Genomic DNA, 16456 nt, shown 5'->3' with positions numbered 1-16456 from the left:
TTTTCAATTCCTTGCGATCGGTGGAAGATGCAAGGGATATTGCAGCAGACGTGCCAGCTTCAGATTCGATAAATAATCGTTAATTTTCAACAAGTTATATTTATACGCAAAAACTGTATCCCGGTTATTTGCATGATCTGTCATTTGGCCTGCATGCAGAATGCCTGTATTTTTCGCAGTGTTTGAATCCTGACGATCCCTGCGATGAATCCTGAAAAGCTCGAACTGCTGATCACCCGCGAAATGCCCTTCGGCAAATACAAGGGGCGGATCATTGCCGACCTGCCCGGCCCTTACCTGAACTGGTTCGCCCGCGAAGGTTTTCCCCACGGCGAACTGGGCGGGTTACTGGCACTGATGCACGAAATCGATCACAACGGCCTGTCGGATCTGCTCGAACCGCTGCGCGCCAAACACGGCAAACCTGCCCCCCGCCACTGACGGCGCCCTTTCTGATCCGAGTCGACCATGCCCGACAACACCTTGCGCGCCCATGATGAAGTCTTCTGGCGGACATTCGCCGACCGCTACGATTCACACCCCGGCCCCGTGAACCTGGAGAACGGCTACTTCGGGCGCATGTCGCGCACCGTGGTCGACGAGTACCAGCGCAACATCGAGCTGATCAACAACAGCAACTCGGTGTACGTGCGCCAGCGCTTCGAGCAGAGCGACAATCTCGACATCCGCGCACAACTGGCCGAGTTGATCGGCGTACGCGCACAAAGTGTCGCCTTCACTGCCAACGCCAGCGCCGGCCTGCAATCGCTGATCCGCAACTACAACCGCTTGCAGCCCGGCGATCAGGTCCTCATCAGTGACCTGGAGTACGACACGGTCAAGAGTGCCATGCGCTGGCTGGCGCGGCATCGCGGCGTGGAAGTGATCGAGATCGACCACGCGCACCCGGCCACCTTCGACAGCCTGGTGGCAACCTATCGCGAAGCGTTCATCCGCCATCCAAAGCTCAAGCTGATGGCCCTGACCCACGTCACCCACCGCACCGGTCTGGTGATGCCGGTGCAAGCCATCGCCACGCAGGCCAAGGCCCACGGGATCGATGTCATCCTCGACGGCGCCCATGCGCTGGGGCAGATCGAATTCGATCTGGAAGCGCTGGGCATCGCCTTCGCCGGCTATAACCTGCACAAGTGGATCGGCTCGCCGCTGACCCTCGGTTTCCTGTACATCGCCCCGCAACGCCTGGCCGATATCGACCCGGACATGGGCGAGATGCATTACCCGGTCAACGACATCCGCTCACGCACGCCCTACAGCACACCCAACATCCCGGCGCTGATGACCCTGCCGCTGGTGTTCGAGGAGCACCGCGCGCTTGGTGGTGCGGCGGCCAAGGGCGCACGGCTCAATTACCTGCGCAACCTGTGGGTCAAGGCGGTGCGCAACCTGCCGGGCATCGAAGTGATGACGCCGGACGATCCACGCCTGTATTGCGGCATCACCTCGATGCGCTTTACCCGGCACGACGATCAACAACTGATGGTCGAGCGTCTGCTCAGCGACTACAACCTGTTCACCGTGGTGCGCACCGGCGCGGCGTGCGGGCCGTGCATCCGCATCACGCCGGGGCTGACCACCATGGCGGACGACATGCAGTGCCTGGTGCGCGCGCTGAACGAGCTGCGTTAAACGGTGTACTTGTCGAAATCCTCGGGCTTGATCTGCGACGATACGGCAAAGGTGTCGATGCCGATCGTGAGGTGACCGAAGTAGCCGTCCTCGTGGGAGTCGCGACCGATCGGCCAGACCGTCAGGGTCGAGTCCTCACCGCCCATCTCGGTGTAAAAGCTGTCCTCGGCATTGTTCAGCGGTGTCGAGGCGCGACCGCGATAGGCCTTGGCGTTGAGCACCGAGCGCGAAATGACTTCGGGGAAATACAGCTGGCCGACCCAGGCCACGTTGCGCTCCTCCAGATACTCGTTGCCGGCGACAATCCGCACCGCCACATGGATGTGCAAGGCACGTCCGGCATAGAACCCTGGATAAATCGTGGTGAAACGCACCCTGCCCTTGTGATCGCTGAACTGCCCGCCGCGCAGGTAGGTGTGATCGTCGGTTCGCGGAATCGAGCCGATATCGCCGTCGTCGACTTCCAGATCTGGATTGATCCGGCTCCAGCCGGAATAGGCGCCCCGCGCGTTGCAATGCCAGATATCCACCAGCGCCCCGCTGACCGGCTCTCCGGTCATGGCGTCGACGATGGTCAGGCGCAGCAGCAACGGCAGGCCTTCGGCGCCTTCGCTGATGTTGCGACGCAGCAGTTTCGGGTTGCGAAAGTACGGCCCGGCGATCTGCTCGGGGGCCAGTTGATAGACAGCTGAGGTTGAAGACTGGTTACCCATGACGCGTTCTCTCTTCCATAAGATGAACGCAGGTTAGCGCCGTAAGAAACCCTCCGTGCGGTAACTATGTATCTCGAATTGACGACGCGGCTGTTGCCCGACGCTTTTTTCCGGGCAAAAAAAAACGGTGCACCGACCAAGCGCACCGTAAAGCCGTAGAACACACAACGAGGTGTAGGGTTAAGCCGGAAAGATCAGTCCAGCAGGGCCAGGGCTTCAGCCGTGCATTCCTGAATGCGCGCCCAGTCGCCGTTCTTGATCCACTCAGGATCAAGCATCCAGCTACCGCCCACGCACATGACGTTTTTCAGCGCCATGTAGCTCTTGATGTTGGCCGGACCGACGCCGCCGGTCGGGCAGAATTTCACTTCGCCGAACGGGCCGCCGAGGGCCTTGATCGCTGCCACGCCGCCGCTGACTTCAGCCGGGAACAGCTTGAAGCGGCGATAGCCCAGACCATAGCCTTCCATGATCCCGGAGGCGTTGCTGATGCCCGGCAACAGCGGAATCGGGCTGTCGACGCTGGCTTCCAGCAGGTCACGGGTAATACCCGGGGTGACGATGAATTGCGAACCGGCCGCTTCGGCGGCGGCCAGCATATTGCGGTCGAGCACGGTGCCGGCACCGGTCACCAGCTCCGGACGCTGCTCGCGCAGGATCTGGATCGCCTTGAGGCCGAACTGCGAGCGCAGGGTCACTTCCAGCGCGGTCAGGCCACCGGCGGCCAGGGCGTCGGCCAGCGGCAGCACGTCCTGTTCACGGGCGATGGTGATCACCGGCAGGATCCGCGCCTTGGCACAGAGACTGTCGATCAGGGCAACTTTATCCGCCATGGAAACGGTCGGGGATGGATTTGTCATAGCGGCTGTTCCTTGGCTCATGGGCACCAGTAGATCTCTAACGTGGGTTGCAGAAACGCGCGAATCGGCATGGCGGCGACATCGTCACCGGCCACGGCGGCGTTCAGGGTGGTCAGTTTCGACTGACCGGAAATCGACAGAATCTTGTGTCGGGCCGAGGCCAGCAGCGCGCGGCTCATGGTCAGGCGCTGACGCGGCACGCTGGGCGCAAGCATCGGCCAGCAGCGACGGCTGCCATCGGCCAGGGCTTCGGCGAGGTTCGGGCTGTCGGGGAACAGCGACGCGGTGTGACCGTCATCGCCCATGCCCAGCACCAGCACATCGATCGCCGGCAGTTCGCCGAGCAAACGATCAGCCTGTTCAGCAGCCTGCTCGACGTTCGCCGCAGCGCTGTAGAGACTGAGGAATTGCGCCTTGGCTGCCGGCCCCTTGAGCAGATACTGCTTGAGCAACCCGGCGTTGCTGTCAGCATGTTCCACCGGCACCCAACGCTCGTCGGCGAGGGTCACGACGACCTTCGACCAGTCCAGCTCCTGCTTGGCCAGGTGCTGGAAGAACGCCACCGGGCTGCGCCCGCCGGACACCACCAGCACCGCGTTGCCGCGTGCCGCGATGGCCTCGCTCAGCTGCTTGGCGACATTCAGCGCCAGGCCTTCAGCCAGCAGCACCGGGCTCTTGAAGGGGTGGGCGCTCACGCCCGCCGGCAGTTTCACATCAGATATCGCCATACCACGACCTCCCGTCCCGCGTGATCAAGGCGATGGAGCTCATCGGCCCCCACGACCCGGCCGCATACGGCTTGGGCGCGTCACCGGATTTTTTCCACCCGGCGATCAACTGGTCACACCATTTCCACGCGGCTTCGATTTCATCTTTACGGACAAACAGGTTCTGATTGCCGTTCATTACTTCCAGCAACAACCGCTCGTAGGCATCGGGAATCCGCGCGCTGCGCCAGGTGTCGGAGAAATTCAGTTGCAGCGGCCCGCTGCGCAGTTGCATGCCCTTGTCCAGGCCCTGCTCCTTGGTCATCACCCGCAAGGAAATGCCTTCGTCCGGTTGCAGGCGGATGATCAGTTTGTTGCTGATCTGCAAGCGCTGCTCGGGGGCGAAGATGTAGTGCGACGGTTCCTTGAAATGAATGACGATCTGCGACAGCTTCTGCGGCATGCGCTTGCCGGTACGCAGGTAAAACGGCACCCCGGCCCAGCGCCAGTTGCGGATGTCGGCACGCAGGGCAACGAAGGTTTCGGTGTCGCTCTGGGTGTTGGAATTCGGTTCTTCGAGGTAACCCGGTACGGATTTGCCTTCGCTGTGACCGGCGATGTACTGGCCGCGCACCACCTGCGTGGTCAGGCCTTCCGGGCTGATCGGCGCCAGGGCCTTGAGCACTTTGACTTTCTCGTCACGGATGCTGTCGGCGGACAGGTCGGCCGGCGGGTCCATGGCGATCAGGCAGAGCAGTTGCAGCAAGTGGTTCTGGATCATGTCGCGCAACTGGCCGGCCTTGTCGAAATAGCCCCAGCGGCCTTCGATGCCGACCTTCTCGGCCACGGTGATTTCCACGTGGGAGATGTAGTTCTGGTTCCACTGGGTTTCGAACAGGCTGTTGGCGAAACGCAGGGCGATCAGGTTCTGGACGGTCTCTTTGCCCAGGTAGTGGTCGATGCGGTAGGTGCGGTTCTCCGGGAAGAACTGCGCCACGGCGTCGTTGACCTTGCGCGAGGATTCCAGGTCGGAGCCGATTGGCTTTTCCAGCACGACACGGGTGTTTTCCGCGAGGCCGACTTTCGCCAGGTTCTCGCAGATCGCGCCGTAGACCGCCGCCGGGGTGGCGAAGTAGGCAATCATCCGCTGGCTGTTGCCGGCGATGTCGGCCAGGGCCGCATAGTCTTCAGTCTTGAGGAAGTCGACGTGCAGGTAGCTCAGGCGCGCCAGGAAGCGCTCGGCCACGGCCTCGTCCAGCTCTTTGCCAACGTAACGGCGCAGTTCGGCGGCGATGAACGCCAGATGCTGCTGCTCGGTGCCGGCTTCACGGGCCAGCGCGATAATACGCGTGTCCTCGTGCAGCAGACCGGCGCCATCCAGGTGATAAAGGGCAGGAAACAGCTTGCGCAGGGCCAGATCGCCCAAAGCGCCGAACAAGGCAAAGTTGCACGGATCTACCGTAATCGAAGGCATGATGTTTGTTCTTTTATCAAGTTAAGCTACAAATACCTTTTTTCAAGGCATCACTCAAGGGAAAATGTAGTAATAACCACAACATTTTCGCAAAATACAGATTCCGAGTGGTGGTCGGTCGGAGCCATCAGTAGGATAGGCCACCGTCACGGGCCACATCAAAGGCCCAATTTGCATAGCCGCGCGCTTATCGGCGCCGGTGAATTAGGAACCCCATATGGACCGCGTGCGAAATTTACTGGAACAGATCCAGAGTCGCCTTGAAGAGCTGAACAAGGCCGAACGCAAAGTCGCCGAAGTGATCCTGCTCAACCCACAGCAGGCTACCCGCTTCAGCATCGCCGCCCTCGCCCAGGCAGCGTCGGTCAGTGAGCCGACCGTCAACCGTTTCTGCCGTTCGTTCGGCGTCAGCGGCTACCCCGAACTCAAGCTGCAACTGGCCCAGAGCCTGGCCAGCGGTGCTGCGTATGTCAGTCGCGCCGTTGAGGCCGATGACAATCCCGAGGCCTACACCCAGAAGATTTTCGGCAGCGCCATCGCCTCGCTGGACAGCGCCTGCCAGGCTCTGGACCCGAACCTGATCAGCCGCGCCGTCGACCTGTTGATCCAGGCCCGGCAGATCCACTTCTTCGGCCTCGGCGCTTCAGCCCCGGTGGCGCTGGATGCGCAGCACAAGTTCTTCCGTTTCAACCTGGCGGTCACGGCCCATGCCGATGTGCTGATGCAGCGGATGATTGCCTCGGTGGCGCATACCGGTGAGCTGTTCGTGATCATTTCCTACACCGGCCGCACCCGCGAACTGGTGGAAGTGGCGCGCATCGCCCGGGAAAACGGCGCCTCGGTACTGGGTCTGACCGCCGAGAACTCGCCGCTGGCCAAGGCCAGCACCCTGAGCCTGAACATTCCGCTGCCGGAAGACACCGACATCTACATGCCGATGACCTCGCGGATCATTCAGCTGACGGTGCTGGATGTGCTGGCGACCGGCATGACGCTGCGCCGAGGCGTGGATTTCCAGCCGCATCTGCGCAAGATCAAAGAGAGCTTGAATGCGAGCCGGTATCCGGTGGGTGATGAGTTCAACTGAGGCCTCAAAAGCCTGAAGGCCAACCCCAGCCCTCTCCCCGAGGGAGAGGGCGCCGACCGAAGAGGCTGACGCTATACATCGACCTGAAAGATTGGGTCGATTATGGATTCAAAGACATTCGTTCAAGTCGGTGAATCTCTTGAATATCCCCCAATCGGTCCCCTCTCCCTCCGGGAGAGGGTTAGGGTGAGGGCAGCGGTGCAACTGACACACCTAGGCCCCCGCCCACGCCTGCAAACTCAAATGCGCTTTCTCCCCCGGCGCCAGATGCAGACTGTCCGTCCCGCCTGCCGCCGCCTCCACGCAGACAAACTCTGTCACCTCATCCCAGCTCACACCCAGCAACGGTCGCGAGCCCGGGTGCCAGACCACCGTGTCGGCGCTCTCACCCGTATCAATGCGCAGCGCACGCTGCCAGGCGTGGTCCTTGATCTGTAATTCGCCGTCGTGCTGAAACACGCGCTGACAACCGCCCTCGACCCGCAACTCGCCTTCCTGCTGGCAGGCCTGGCGGTTCAGCTGGTCATAACCTTGCGCGCCCTCTAGCCCAGACAGCGCTATCTCACCGACGTCACCAATACGCCAGTAAGCGTGCAAAGCCTGGCTCAACTGGCACGGCATGTCGTCCTGGTGCTCGGTGCTCAGGCGCAATTCCATGCGCTCACCCAAGTGCGCGTGCAGGTCGACCTGCCAGTCGCACAGCTGCAATTGCCAGTGCAGGCGCACACCATCCTCGGCACTGCTGCTGTCGAGCAGTTTCCAGTCGAGCAGTCGTGCCCAGCCATGGGACGGCCACGCATTCTCGCTGGGATGGCGGCCATACCACGGCCAGCAGACCGGCACGCCACCACGGATCGCGCCGACGTGCGGCCACTTCGCCGCGCACCACAACCACGGTTTTTGCCCGCGTGGCTGGAAATGCAGCAACTGCGCGCCCTGCCGACTGAACACCGCCTGACACAGCGGATGATCGATCACCAGCACATCGCGCATCTGATAGCGCTCCCAGGCGAACACCGGTCGTTCGCGCAAGGATCTGAAAAAGCGTTGCAGCGGATGCTCATGCATGGGCCACGGTTCCGAATTCATCGTCCAAGGGCGGCGCCAGCCCTTCCAAAAAAAAGCGGACAGCCTTGGCTGTCCGCAAATATGCGCACATGGAGAGGAGCTTATCGCAGACGCGTCAGAACACCGACTGAATTTTCAGGCCGGCGACCAATGCGTTATCCACTTCATCCACACCGCCCGGATGAGTGATGTATTGCAGGTTCGGACGCACGGTCAGCCAGTTGGTGACGTGGAAACCGTAGTTGATCTCGTAGTTGTATTCGGTTTCACGAATAGGCGAGAAAACCGGGTTGTCGTAGTCCGAAACACCGTTCGAAGCGTTGAGCAGCTCGGCGTTTTTCTTCACGTCGTCGTTGACATGGATACGGGCGAAACCGATACCGACGTCATCCTTGGGACGTGCGTCGAACGGGCCTTTGTACACAAACATCAACGACTGGTAGTTGTCGATGAAGTTGGTGTCCTTGTCGTGGAACGTCGCGTTGGCGGCGATGTTCAGACCACGGGATGCATCGCCGTTGTGGCTGGTGAGTTGCTGTTGCGCAACGAACCAGTAGCCATGCTTGCTGTTGTGAACGCGGTAAGCGTCACCGGTGGTCGCAGCGTCGTTACCGTTGGCGTCTTCACGGACGTCATTGGCATCGGCCGTGCTCTTGTAGTAACCCACACGGTATTCGCCCGGCAGGCTGTTGACCTTCGGCGACCACACCAGCTCGACCGGCAATACAGTACCGGCGGTGCCGCTGCCGCTGAGTTTGAAGCCGTTACCGTGTTCCAGCTGCGACGGGTTCTGGTTGTACGCGCCGATTTGCGCGTAGAGCTCGTCGTTGATGTTGTACTTCACACGGATCGCAGCCTGGCTGACCGGCCAGTTGTACCAGATGTTGGTCGCCCAGTTACCCACTTGGGAGCCGCAGAACGCCAGGTTCTGGAATTCGCACGGGAAGGTGTTGAAGTCTTCGCCTTCACCGAAGTAACCGGCCTTGACGTCGAGCTTGTTGTCGAAGAACTGGTGCTGAATCCACAACTGGGTCAGACGCACCATATGGCCACGGCCGTAAACCTCTTGCGAGGAGCTCAGGGTGCCGGCACGCGGGTCGCCGATACGGTCGTTGGAGATGTTCTGGCCATTACGGTTGGTGAGCTGGATCTTGGTCTGGGTGTTATCCCAGCCCCACAGCTTTTGCAGATCCAGTGCCACGCCCAGACCGAACTGGTCGCTGTAGCGGCCGGTCTTGTCGTCGTTGTAGCCACCGTGGGCGTTGTAGCCCATTTCCCCCACGTAGTCGGCCTTGATGTCGATACCTTGCTCGATCAGCTTGGTCCGCTCTCCGCCCCAGTCGCCCGTCATCCATTTGGAATCGGAGCTGAATGCGTCGGCGGCCATTGCGTTGCCGGCCAGCACCAGGGCTGCGGCAGCGGAAACCTGGCAGATCAACCGGGCATTTAAGTGTTTCTTTTTCATCCCTACATCCTCGTCTTTATTGTTATTAACTGTTTTTTTCCAACGCGGTTTACATAACTTGCGACGGATAACAGGCCATCCGCCGCGTGCCCCCGATGGGAGCCGACGGCTCCCATCTGTTGTCTTTCAGCGGCCCTTGAACTGGGCGACGTTTGCCGAATGCGCTTCGGCCTTCGGCGCACCTGCCGTTCCCAGACGCTCACCGGTCTTGGCATCGAACAGCAGCACTTTCGCCGGATCGAATTGCAGGGTCACGGTTTCGCCCACCTGCGGTGCCACGTCCGGCGCCAGGCGGCAGCAGACCTTGGTGTCATTGAGATTGACGAAGACCAGGGTGTCCGGACCGGTCGGCTCGGTGACCTGGACTTCAGCCTTGATGCTCGGCAGGCCATTGCCCTCGCCGCTCGCCAGAGTGATCTGTTCCGGGCGCAGGCCGAGGATCACTTCGCGATCTTCCAGACCCGCGTCCTGCATGCTCATCGGCAACTCGCAACGGGCCTGGCCGCTGTCGAGCAGCGCCAGCAGACGGCCGTCCTTGCGTTGCAGGCGCAGCGGAATGAAGTTCATCGGCGGCGAACCGATGAAGCTCGCCACGAACAGGTTGGCCGGGTCGTTGTAAATCTCTTTCGGCGTGCCGAACTGCTGGATGATGCCGTCCTTCATCACCGCCACTTTGTCGCCCAGGGTCATCGCTTCGATCTGGTCGTGGGTCACGTAGACCGTGGTGGTCTTCAGGCGCTGATGCATCAGTTTCATTTCGGTGCGCATCTCGACGCGCAGCTTGGCGTCGAGGTTGGACAGCGGTTCGTCGAACAGATAAATCTTCGGCCGCCGCGCCAGGGCACGGCCCATCGCCACCCGCTGCTGCTGGCCGCCGGAGAGCTGGCCGGGCTTGCGGTTGAGCAGGTGTTCGATCTGCAGCAGCTTGGCGACGCGCGCCACTTCCTCGTCGATGGCCGCCTGGCTCATCTTGCGGATCTTCAGACCGAACTCGATGTTCTCGCGCACGCTCATGGTCGGGTACAGCGCGTAGGACTGGAACACCATGGCGATGTCGCGATCCTTCGGGCTCATGCCGCTGACGTCCTGGTCGCCGATCATGATCGCGCCGCCGGTGATGGTTTCCAGGCCGGCGATGCAGTTCATCAGGGTCGACTTGCCGCAGCCCGAAGGGCCGACGAGGATCAGGAACTCACCGTCCTTGATCGACAGTTCGATGTTCTTCAGGGTATCCGGCAGGCCGGCGCCATAGGTCTTGTTTACATTGCGAAGTTCGAGCGTTGCCATGATTACCCCTTGACTGCGCCGGCCGTCAGGCCGCGCACGAAATACTTGCCTGCCACCACATAGACCAGCAGGGTCGGCAGCCCGGCGATCATCGCCGCCGCCATATCAACGTTGTATTCCTTGGCGCCGGTGCTGGTGTTGACCAGGTTGTTGAGCGCCACCGTGATCGGTTGCGAATCACCGCTGGAGAACACCACGCCGAACAGGAAGTCGTTCCAGATCTGGGTGAACTGCCAGATCAGGCAGACCATGATGATCGGGGTCGACATCGGCAGGATGATCCGCCGGAAGATCGTGAAGAACCCTGCGCCGTCCAGGCGTGCAGCCTTGACCAGTGCGTCGGGAATGCTCACGTAGTAGTTACGGAAGAACAGAGTGGTGAACGCCAGGCCGTAGACCACATGGATGAACACCAGGCCGGTGGTGGTACTCGCCAGGCCCATCTTGCCGAGGGTGAACGAGGCCGGCAGCAGCACGGTCTGGAACGGCAGGAAGCAGCCGAACAGCAACAGGCCGAAGAACAGTTGCGAACCACGGAAGCGCCACATCGACAGCACGTAGCCGTTCAGCGCACCGATGGCGGTGGAGATCAGCACCGCCGGAACGGTGATCTTGATCGAGTTCCAGAAGTAACCGTTGACCGTGGCCCAGGCCTTGACCCAGCCGATGCCGCTGACCACGGTCGGCCAGCTCAGCAGGTTGCCGGTGCTGATGTCTTCCGGGGTCTTGAAGCTGGTCAGCAGCATCACCACCAGCGGCACCAGATACAGCAGGACGGCGAGAATCAGCACCGCGTAGATCGCAATGCGGCTCAGGCTGATGGAAGGTTTGTCGGCGAGACTAGTCATGACGCTTGGTCCTCAGCTCGGAGTACAGGTAAGGCACGATGATCGCGAGAATCGCACCGAGCATCAGAATCGCACTGGCCGAGCCCATGCCCATCTGGCCGCGACTGAAGGTGAAGGAGTACATGAACATCGCCGGCAGGTCGGAGGAGTAACCCGGGCCGCCAGCCGTCATGGCTGCGACCAGGTCGAAGCTCTTGATCGCGATGTGCGCCAGGATCATCACCGCACTGAAGAACACCGGACGCAGGCTTGGCAGCACCACTTTCCAGTAGATCGTCGGCATGCTCGCGCCATCGATCTGCGCGGCACGGATGATCGATTGATCGACGCCGCGCAGGCCGGCGAGGAACATCGCCATGATGAAACCCGAAGCCTGCCAGACCGCTGCGATCACCAGGCAATACACCACGCGATCCGGGTCGATCAGCCAGTCGAGACGGAAGCCTTCCCAGCCCCAGTCACGCAACAATTTGTCCAGGCCCATGCCCGGGTTGAGCAGCCATTTCCAGGCCGTACCGGTAACGATCATCGAGAGCGCCATCGGGTACAGGTAAATGGTGCGGATGAAACCTTCGCGACGAATGCGCTGGTCGAGGAACACCGCCAGCAGCACACCGATCACCAGAGTGATGCCGATGAACAGGCCGCCGAACAGCGCCAGGTTCTTGCTCGCCACCCACCAGCGGTCGTTGTCGAACAGCCGCGCGTATTGCGCCAGGCCCGCCCACTTGTAGTTTGGCAGGAAGGTCGAGGTGGTGAACGACAGGACGAACGTCCACAGGATATAGCCATAGAAGCCCACCAGAACGATGAACATGCTCGGCGCCAGCACCAGTTTGGGCAGCCAGCGTTGCAACGCATCGAACGGCGAGGCCTTGCTGAACACAGCAACAGAACTCATGGGAAGATCCAGTACAGGGAAAAGAAATGGCTGGGGCATCCCCTCCCGGCGGGAGCGGGCCTGCTCACGAAAGCGCTGTGTCAGGCAGCAGGTGCATCACCTGACACGACGCCTTCGCGGGCTAGCCCGCCCTCACCATGGAGAGCGGTGCTGACCTTTACTTGGCGGCCTTGACGGCGGTGCCCAGTTTCTTCGCGGCATCGGCCGGGTCGGCTTTCGGGTCGTTGATGTAGTTGGTGACTACGTCAAAGAACGCACCCTGCACCGCCAGCGTGGTCGCCATGTTGTGCGCCATGCTCGGCTGCAGGCCGCCGGTCTTGGCGTCTGCCAGGAAGTCCTTGGCGGCGGTCTGGGCGCAAGAGTCGAAACCGTATTTGCCCATGTCGGCCAGCATGTCGTTACGCACCGGGATCGAGCCCTTGTTGATGCTGAAGACTTTCTGGAAGTTCTCGCCCAGCACGACCTTGGCGATGTCCTGCTGACCGGCTGCAGTGCCCGTGTCCTTCTGCTTGAACACGGCCAGGGAGTCGATGTTGTAGGTGAACGCCTTGTCGGTGCCCGGGAACGCTACGCACTCGTAGTCCTTGCCAGCGACTTTCTTGGCGGCAGTCCATTCGGACTTGGCCCAGTCACCCATGATCTGCATGCCGGCCTTGCCGTTGATGACCTTGGCCGCTTCCAGGTTCCAGTCCTGGCCTTTGCCGTCCTGGTCCATGTAGGTCGCGACTTTCTTCAGCTCGGTCAGGGCCTTGACCATTTCCGGGCCGGTCAGCGCAGCGTTGTCCAGGTCGACCAGGGCTTTCTTGTAGCCATCCACGCCCATGACCGAAAGCACGACGGCTTCGAACACGGTGCTGTCCTGCCAAGGCTGACCGCCGTGGGCCAGCGGGATGAAACCCGCTGCCTTGAGCTTGTCACCGGCGGCATAGAATTCTTCGAGGGTGGTCGGGGCTTTTTCGATGCCGGCTTTCTTGAAGACTTCCGGGTTGATCCACAGCCAGTTGACGCGGTGGATGTTCACCGGCACGGCCACGTAATCACCGTCGTACTTCACGGTATCGGAGACTTTCTTGTCGAGCAGGCTGTCCCACTTTTCCGACTTGGAAACGTCTTTCAGCACGTCGGTGTCGAGCAGGCCGGTGGAGGCCCACTCCTGGATGTCCGGGCCTTTGATCTGGGCCACGCCTGGCGGGTTGCCGGCGACGGCACGGCTTTTCAGCACGGTCATGGCAGTCGCACCGCCACCACCGGCAACGGCGCCGTCCTTCCAGGTGAAACCGTCTTTTTCAACTTGCGCCTTGAGCACATCGACAGCGGCTTTTTCGCCACCGGAGGTCCACCAGTGCACGACTTCGACCGAACCTTTGGATTCGGCAGCGGAAACACTGAGAGGCAGAATTGCGAGCGGGAACAGGGAGGCGACAGAAATGACAGTAGCGAGGCGAGAAATCGCATTCATCTGAGATGTACCTTTCTTGTTGTTATGCATGCAAGTCTGGTGCTTGCGCTGCACAGGAGTTTAAACAGGGCGCGCGCCCTCGCAGGTAACGAAGGGACGCGCAAATGTCACCGCATGGTTACACAGGAACGCTCTGGGACAAGTACGCCAGCGCCGTCGCCATGCTCGGCGCGAGCGGCAGACGCGGGATCAACACCGCTTGCCAGGCGTGATACAGATCCGGCTTACCTGCCCAGATATCGGCACTCGGGCGGTTTTGCGGGTCGAGCTCGTGGTGCCAGCTGCCGTCGCAGCGGTCGATGAAATTCGTTTCGCAAAATTCCCAGAACAGTCGATACCAGGCCTCGTACTGCTCATCGCCGGTGCGCTTGAGCAAGGCACTGGCGGCGGCGCTGGCTTCGGCGTGCGTCCAGTGCAGACGATGGCGCACCACCGCGCGATTGTCCCAGTCGAGGGTGTAGACGATGCCCGGCAGGCCATCGACGTCCCAGCCGTGACGGCAGTTGTGCTCGAACAGTTTCTGCGCGTCAGTGACCAGCCAGCCTGGCGTGAGCATGCCGGCCCGCACGCGCGCCGCTTCGAGGTGCAGCAACAGCCGCGCCCACTCGAAACCGTGGCCCGGGGTGGTGCCGTAAGGGCGAAAGCCGTCCGCGGGATTGTCGTGGTTGTATTCGCGCAGCGGCTGCCAGTCGCGGTCGAAATGCTCGATCACCAGATAGTCGTTGGCGGCAGCGTGACCGTGGATCACCCGCTCGACGATGCGCTGGGCGCGCACCAGCCAACGCGGGTCGTCGGTGACATCGGCCAGCGCGAGGAAGGCTTCGGTGGCGTGCATGTTGCTGTTGGCGCCGCGATAGGCTTCCTCTTCGCTCCAGTCGCGGTTGAAGAACTCGCGCATGGCGCCCTCTTCTTCGCTCCAGAAATAGCTGTCGATGATGTCGATTGCGTCATCGAGCAGCGCCTGGGCGCCCGGACGCCGGGCGGCCACGGCAGAGCTGGCGGCGAGAGCAACGAAGGCATGCAGATAGGCATTCTTGCCGGTGTTGCCGTCACGGTGTTCGGCGCTGGCGAACCAGCCGCCGTGCAGCCCATCACGCAACGGCCCGCGCAGGGACTGGATGCCGTGATCGACCAGTTCGGCGAACCCCGGCAGACCCTGAATGTGGGCCATGGCGAAGCTGTGGGTCATACGCGCAGTGTTCATGGTTTCGGCCTGCGCACCGGCGGGCAGATGACCGCGCTCATCGAGGTTGCCGAACCCTTCGGGAAGTCGTGAAGCCTTGGCGAACGCCAGCAGGCGCAGGCCTTCGGCCGCGAGCCAGTGCTGGTGGGCAGGAGCATTCAGCCAACTGCTGAAGCCTGGATTGAACTGATCCATGGGTGGCCCTTTTTGTTGTTATGACTGCGGGCAGTCTAAACAACGGGCCGGGGCGGGCTTGTAACGAAGGGGGCGGGTTTTGTCACCAAACCGTGACAAAGGACGTTCAATCCACCGAGCGCGGTAACTGCAGGGTCACCCGCAACCCGCCCTCACGCAAATTCTGCAACGTCACCTCCCCGCCATGACTGTGGGCAATGTTGCGCGCAATCCCCAATCCCAGCCCGTACCCCTGCTGCTGTCCGGCCAGACGGAAGTGCGGTTCGAAGACTTGCTCCAGGCGCTGCTCGGGCACGCCCGGTCCCTCGTCGTCGACGTGCAGGACAAACGCACTCTCATCGTCATCGATGTGCAGATGTGCGTTCCGCCCGTATTTCAGCGCGTTGTCGATCAGGTTGCCGATGCAGCGTTTCAGCGCCAGCGGCTTGCCCGGATACGCTGCCAGCGCCCGCCCCTGCTGGGTCACACGGCCGTTGCCATTCGGTGCCAGGTACGGTTCCACCAGGCATTCGAGTACGTGGTTCAGATCCACCGACTCGATGTTCTCGTGGATGTCAGTGTCCTTCACGCACTGCAACGCGCCTTTGACCAGCAGCTCCAGCTCATCCAGATCGCGACCGAACTTGGCTTGCAACTGCTCGTCTTCCAGCAGCTCGACCCGCAGGCGCAGCCGGGTGATCGGCGTGCGCAGGTCATGGGAAATCGCGCTGAACAACTGGGCACGCTCAGTCAGGTAACGGCTGATGCGCTCGCGCATGGTGTTGAATGCACGCCCCACCTCGACCACTTCGCTGCCGCCGCCCTCGGCCACCGGCTCGACGTCAGCCCCCAGCGACAGATCCCGCGCTGCCCGGGCCAGACGCTTGAGCGGCCGGCTCTGCCAATGCACCAACAGGCCGATGAACAACAGCAAGAATCCGCTGGTCAGCACGATGAACCACACCTGCTGCGACGGCAGGCCTTGTTCTTCAAGGCTGGTGTAAGGCTCGGGCAGCAGCGAGGCGATGTACAGCCATTCGCCCGGGGCCATCTGGATCTGGGTGACCAGCACCGGCGGATTCACCGGCTCCAGGGTCAGCGCGTAATGCGCCCACGAACGCGGCAATTCATCGAGTTTCAGGCCGGCGTTGAAGATCCGCAGATCCTCGGGGCTGACGAAGGTCACCGAGATGTCGGTGTCCTGGCCGAGGGACTGATGCAGCACTTCGTCCACGGCTTTCATCACCGCCGCTTTGCGTGGCGTGACCGGCAACACGTCCATGCCCAGCGGCTTGTCGTTGAGCGTCACCACGAAGCGCGTGCCGCCCATGCTGCGCAACTGATCGAGCACCAGCGGTCGATAGGCCACAGGCAAGGAGCGGAAGTAACTGACGCTGGCGGTCATTGAGTGCGCCAGACTGCGGGCGCTGGTGACCAGGCCTTCAAGTTGCGTCGCACGCAGTTGCGACACCCAGATCACGCTGGACAACGTCTGCGCGAACAATACCGCGAGCAAAGTCAGCAACAGCATCCGCCCGAGCAGCGAACGCGGCATCGGCACCTTGCGCGCGAGTTGGCGC

The 16456-nt window shown here is 61.6% G+C and carries 15 protein-coding genes; 3 read left to right on the top strand and 12 right to left on the bottom strand.

The genetic code is table 11. The features are described from left to right. Positions 1-204 precede the first annotated feature (204 nt). Together KVQ74_RS19980 and KVQ74_RS19975 are read left to right on the top strand one after the other, a co-directional pair. Positions 205-441 carry a DUF3820 family protein gene (locus KVQ74_RS19980; RefSeq protein ID WP_025112833.1) on the top strand — a complete coding sequence of 79 codons (237 nt, stop codon included), beginning with the start codon at positions 205-207 and terminating at the stop codon, positions 439-441. Between the two features lie 27 nt (positions 442-468). After that, the gene (locus KVQ74_RS19975; protein WP_217832880.1) at positions 469-1650 is read left to right on the top strand and encodes an aminotransferase class V-fold PLP-dependent enzyme; all 1182 of its coding nucleotides are present in this window, start codon (positions 469-471) and stop codon (positions 1648-1650) included. Here KVQ74_RS19975 and KVQ74_RS19970 read toward each other — a convergent pair. From KVQ74_RS19970 to zwf, 4 genes are all read right to left on the bottom strand, one after another. Next, on the bottom strand, positions 1647-2363 hold the full coding sequence (locus tag KVQ74_RS19970; RefSeq protein WP_217832879.1) for an intradiol ring-cleavage dioxygenase: 717 nt from the start codon (positions 2361-2363) through the stop codon (positions 1647-1649). The genes KVQ74_RS19975 and KVQ74_RS19970 overlap by 4 nt on opposite strands. A gap of 194 nt (positions 2364-2557) precedes the next feature. Then, on the bottom strand, positions 2558-3223 hold the full coding sequence (locus KVQ74_RS19965) for a bifunctional 4-hydroxy-2-oxoglutarate aldolase/2-dehydro-3-deoxy-phosphogluconate aldolase (RefSeq protein WP_217832878.1): 666 nt from the start codon (positions 3221-3223) through the stop codon (positions 2558-2560). Between the two features lie 17 nt (positions 3224-3240). After that, a complete protein-coding gene (gene pgl, locus KVQ74_RS19960) occupies positions 3241-3951 on the bottom strand; it encodes a 6-phosphogluconolactonase (RefSeq protein ID WP_217832877.1) in 711 nt (236 codons plus the stop codon). Then, positions 3938-5404, bottom strand: coding sequence for a glucose-6-phosphate dehydrogenase (zwf, locus tag KVQ74_RS19955; protein ID WP_217832876.1), 1467 nt, complete (start codon positions 5402-5404; stop codon positions 3938-3940). Before zwf ends, pgl begins: the two co-directional genes overlap by 14 nt. Positions 5405-5630: 226 nt before the next feature. Here zwf and KVQ74_RS19950 point away from each other — a divergent pair, with 226 nt between their 5' ends. After that, positions 5631-6491 carry a MurR/RpiR family transcriptional regulator gene (locus KVQ74_RS19950; protein WP_169842436.1) on the top strand — a complete coding sequence of 287 codons (861 nt, stop codon included), beginning with the start codon at positions 5631-5633 and terminating at the stop codon, positions 6489-6491. 213 nt (positions 6492-6704) lie between these two features. Here KVQ74_RS19950 and KVQ74_RS19945 read toward each other — a convergent pair whose 3' ends face one another. The 8 genes from KVQ74_RS19945 to KVQ74_RS19910 all read right to left on the bottom strand — a co-directional run bounded on the left by KVQ74_RS19945 (position 6705) and on the right by KVQ74_RS19910 (position 16431). Beyond that, on the bottom strand, positions 6705-7559 hold the full coding sequence (locus KVQ74_RS19945) for a D-hexose-6-phosphate mutarotase (RefSeq protein WP_217832875.1): 855 nt from the start codon (positions 7557-7559) through the stop codon (positions 6705-6707). A gap of 115 nt (positions 7560-7674) precedes the next feature. After that, positions 7675-9024, bottom strand: a complete 1350-nt coding sequence (locus tag KVQ74_RS19940) for a carbohydrate porin (RefSeq protein ID WP_217832874.1) — start codon at positions 9022-9024, stop codon at positions 7675-7677. A 126-nt stretch (positions 9025-9150) separates the two neighbouring features. After that, on the bottom strand, positions 9151-10311 hold the full coding sequence (locus KVQ74_RS19935) for an ABC transporter ATP-binding protein (protein ID WP_217832873.1): 1161 nt from the start codon (positions 10309-10311) through the stop codon (positions 9151-9153). Between the two features lie 2 nt (positions 10312-10313). After that, positions 10314-11159, bottom strand: coding sequence for a carbohydrate ABC transporter permease (locus KVQ74_RS19930; protein WP_217832872.1), 846 nt, complete (start codon positions 11157-11159; stop codon positions 10314-10316). Further along, positions 11152-12060, bottom strand: coding sequence for a carbohydrate ABC transporter permease (locus tag KVQ74_RS19925; RefSeq protein WP_217832871.1), 909 nt, complete (start codon positions 12058-12060; stop codon positions 11152-11154). Before KVQ74_RS19925 ends, KVQ74_RS19930 begins: the two co-directional genes overlap by 8 nt. Positions 12061-12217: 157 nt before the next feature. Continuing rightward, positions 12218-13519, bottom strand: coding sequence for an ABC transporter substrate-binding protein (locus KVQ74_RS19920; RefSeq protein WP_217832870.1), 1302 nt, complete (start codon positions 13517-13519; stop codon positions 12218-12220). A 118-nt stretch (positions 13520-13637) separates the two neighbouring features. After that, the gene (locus KVQ74_RS19915) at positions 13638-14897 is read right to left on the bottom strand and encodes a D-mannose isomerase (protein WP_217832869.1); all 1260 of its coding nucleotides are present in this window, start codon (positions 14895-14897) and stop codon (positions 13638-13640) included. Between the two features lie 106 nt (positions 14898-15003). Then, complete coding sequence (locus KVQ74_RS19910; protein ID WP_217832962.1) at positions 15004-16431, bottom strand: ATP-binding protein; 1428 nt, start codon at positions 16429-16431, stop codon at positions 15004-15006. Positions 16432-16456: the final 25 nt, after the last annotated feature.

Source organism: Pseudomonas botevensis (genome assembly GCF_019145475.1).
Lineage (GTDB): Bacteria > Pseudomonadota > Gammaproteobacteria > Pseudomonadales > Pseudomonadaceae > Aquipseudomonas > Aquipseudomonas botevensis.
The sequence above is the reverse complement of the archived record's forward strand: the minus strand, read 5'-3'. Positions and strand labels throughout refer to the sequence as shown.

Excerpts from the sequence above, each read along its gene's own strand:
- KVQ74_RS19980 (WP_025112833.1), top strand. The coding sequence starts at position 205 with ATGAATCCTGAAAAGCTCGAACTGCTGATCACCCGCGAAATGCCCTTC.
- KVQ74_RS19975 (WP_217832880.1), top strand. The coding sequence starts at position 469 with ATGCCCGACAACACCTTGCGCGCCCATGATGAAGTCTTCTGGCGGACA.
- KVQ74_RS19970 (WP_217832879.1), bottom strand. The coding sequence starts at position 2,363 with ATGGGTAACCAGTCTTCAACCTCAGCTGTCTATCAACTGGCCCCCGAG.
- KVQ74_RS19965 (WP_217832878.1), bottom strand. The coding sequence starts at position 3,223 with ATGACAAATCCATCCCCGACCGTTTCCATGGCGGATAAAGTTGCCCTG.
- pgl (WP_217832877.1), bottom strand. The coding sequence starts at position 3,951 with ATGGCGATATCTGATGTGAAACTGCCGGCGGGCGTGAGCGCCCACCCC.
- zwf (WP_217832876.1), bottom strand. The coding sequence starts at position 5,404 with ATGCCTTCGATTACGGTAGATCCGTGCAACTTTGCCTTGTTCGGCGCT.
- KVQ74_RS19945 (WP_217832875.1), bottom strand. The coding sequence starts at position 7,559 with ATGCATGAGCATCCGCTGCAACGCTTTTTCAGATCCTTGCGCGAACGA.
- KVQ74_RS19940 (WP_217832874.1), bottom strand. The coding sequence starts at position 9,024 with ATGAAAAAGAAACACTTAAATGCCCGGTTGATCTGCCAGGTTTCCGCT.
- KVQ74_RS19935 (WP_217832873.1), bottom strand. The coding sequence starts at position 10,311 with ATGGCAACGCTCGAACTTCGCAATGTAAACAAGACCTATGGCGCCGGC.
- KVQ74_RS19930 (WP_217832872.1), bottom strand. The coding sequence starts at position 11,159 with ATGACTAGTCTCGCCGACAAACCTTCCATCAGCCTGAGCCGCATTGCG.
- KVQ74_RS19925 (WP_217832871.1), bottom strand. The coding sequence starts at position 12,060 with ATGAGTTCTGTTGCTGTGTTCAGCAAGGCCTCGCCGTTCGATGCGTTG.
- KVQ74_RS19920 (WP_217832870.1), bottom strand. The coding sequence starts at position 13,519 with ATGAATGCGATTTCTCGCCTCGCTACTGTCATTTCTGTCGCCTCCCTG.
- KVQ74_RS19915 (WP_217832869.1), bottom strand. The coding sequence starts at position 14,897 with ATGGATCAGTTCAATCCAGGCTTCAGCAGTTGGCTGAATGCTCCTGCC.
- KVQ74_RS19910 (WP_217832962.1), bottom strand. The coding sequence starts at position 16,431 with ATGCCGCGTTCGCTGCTCGGGCGGATGCTGTTGCTGACTTTGCTCGCG.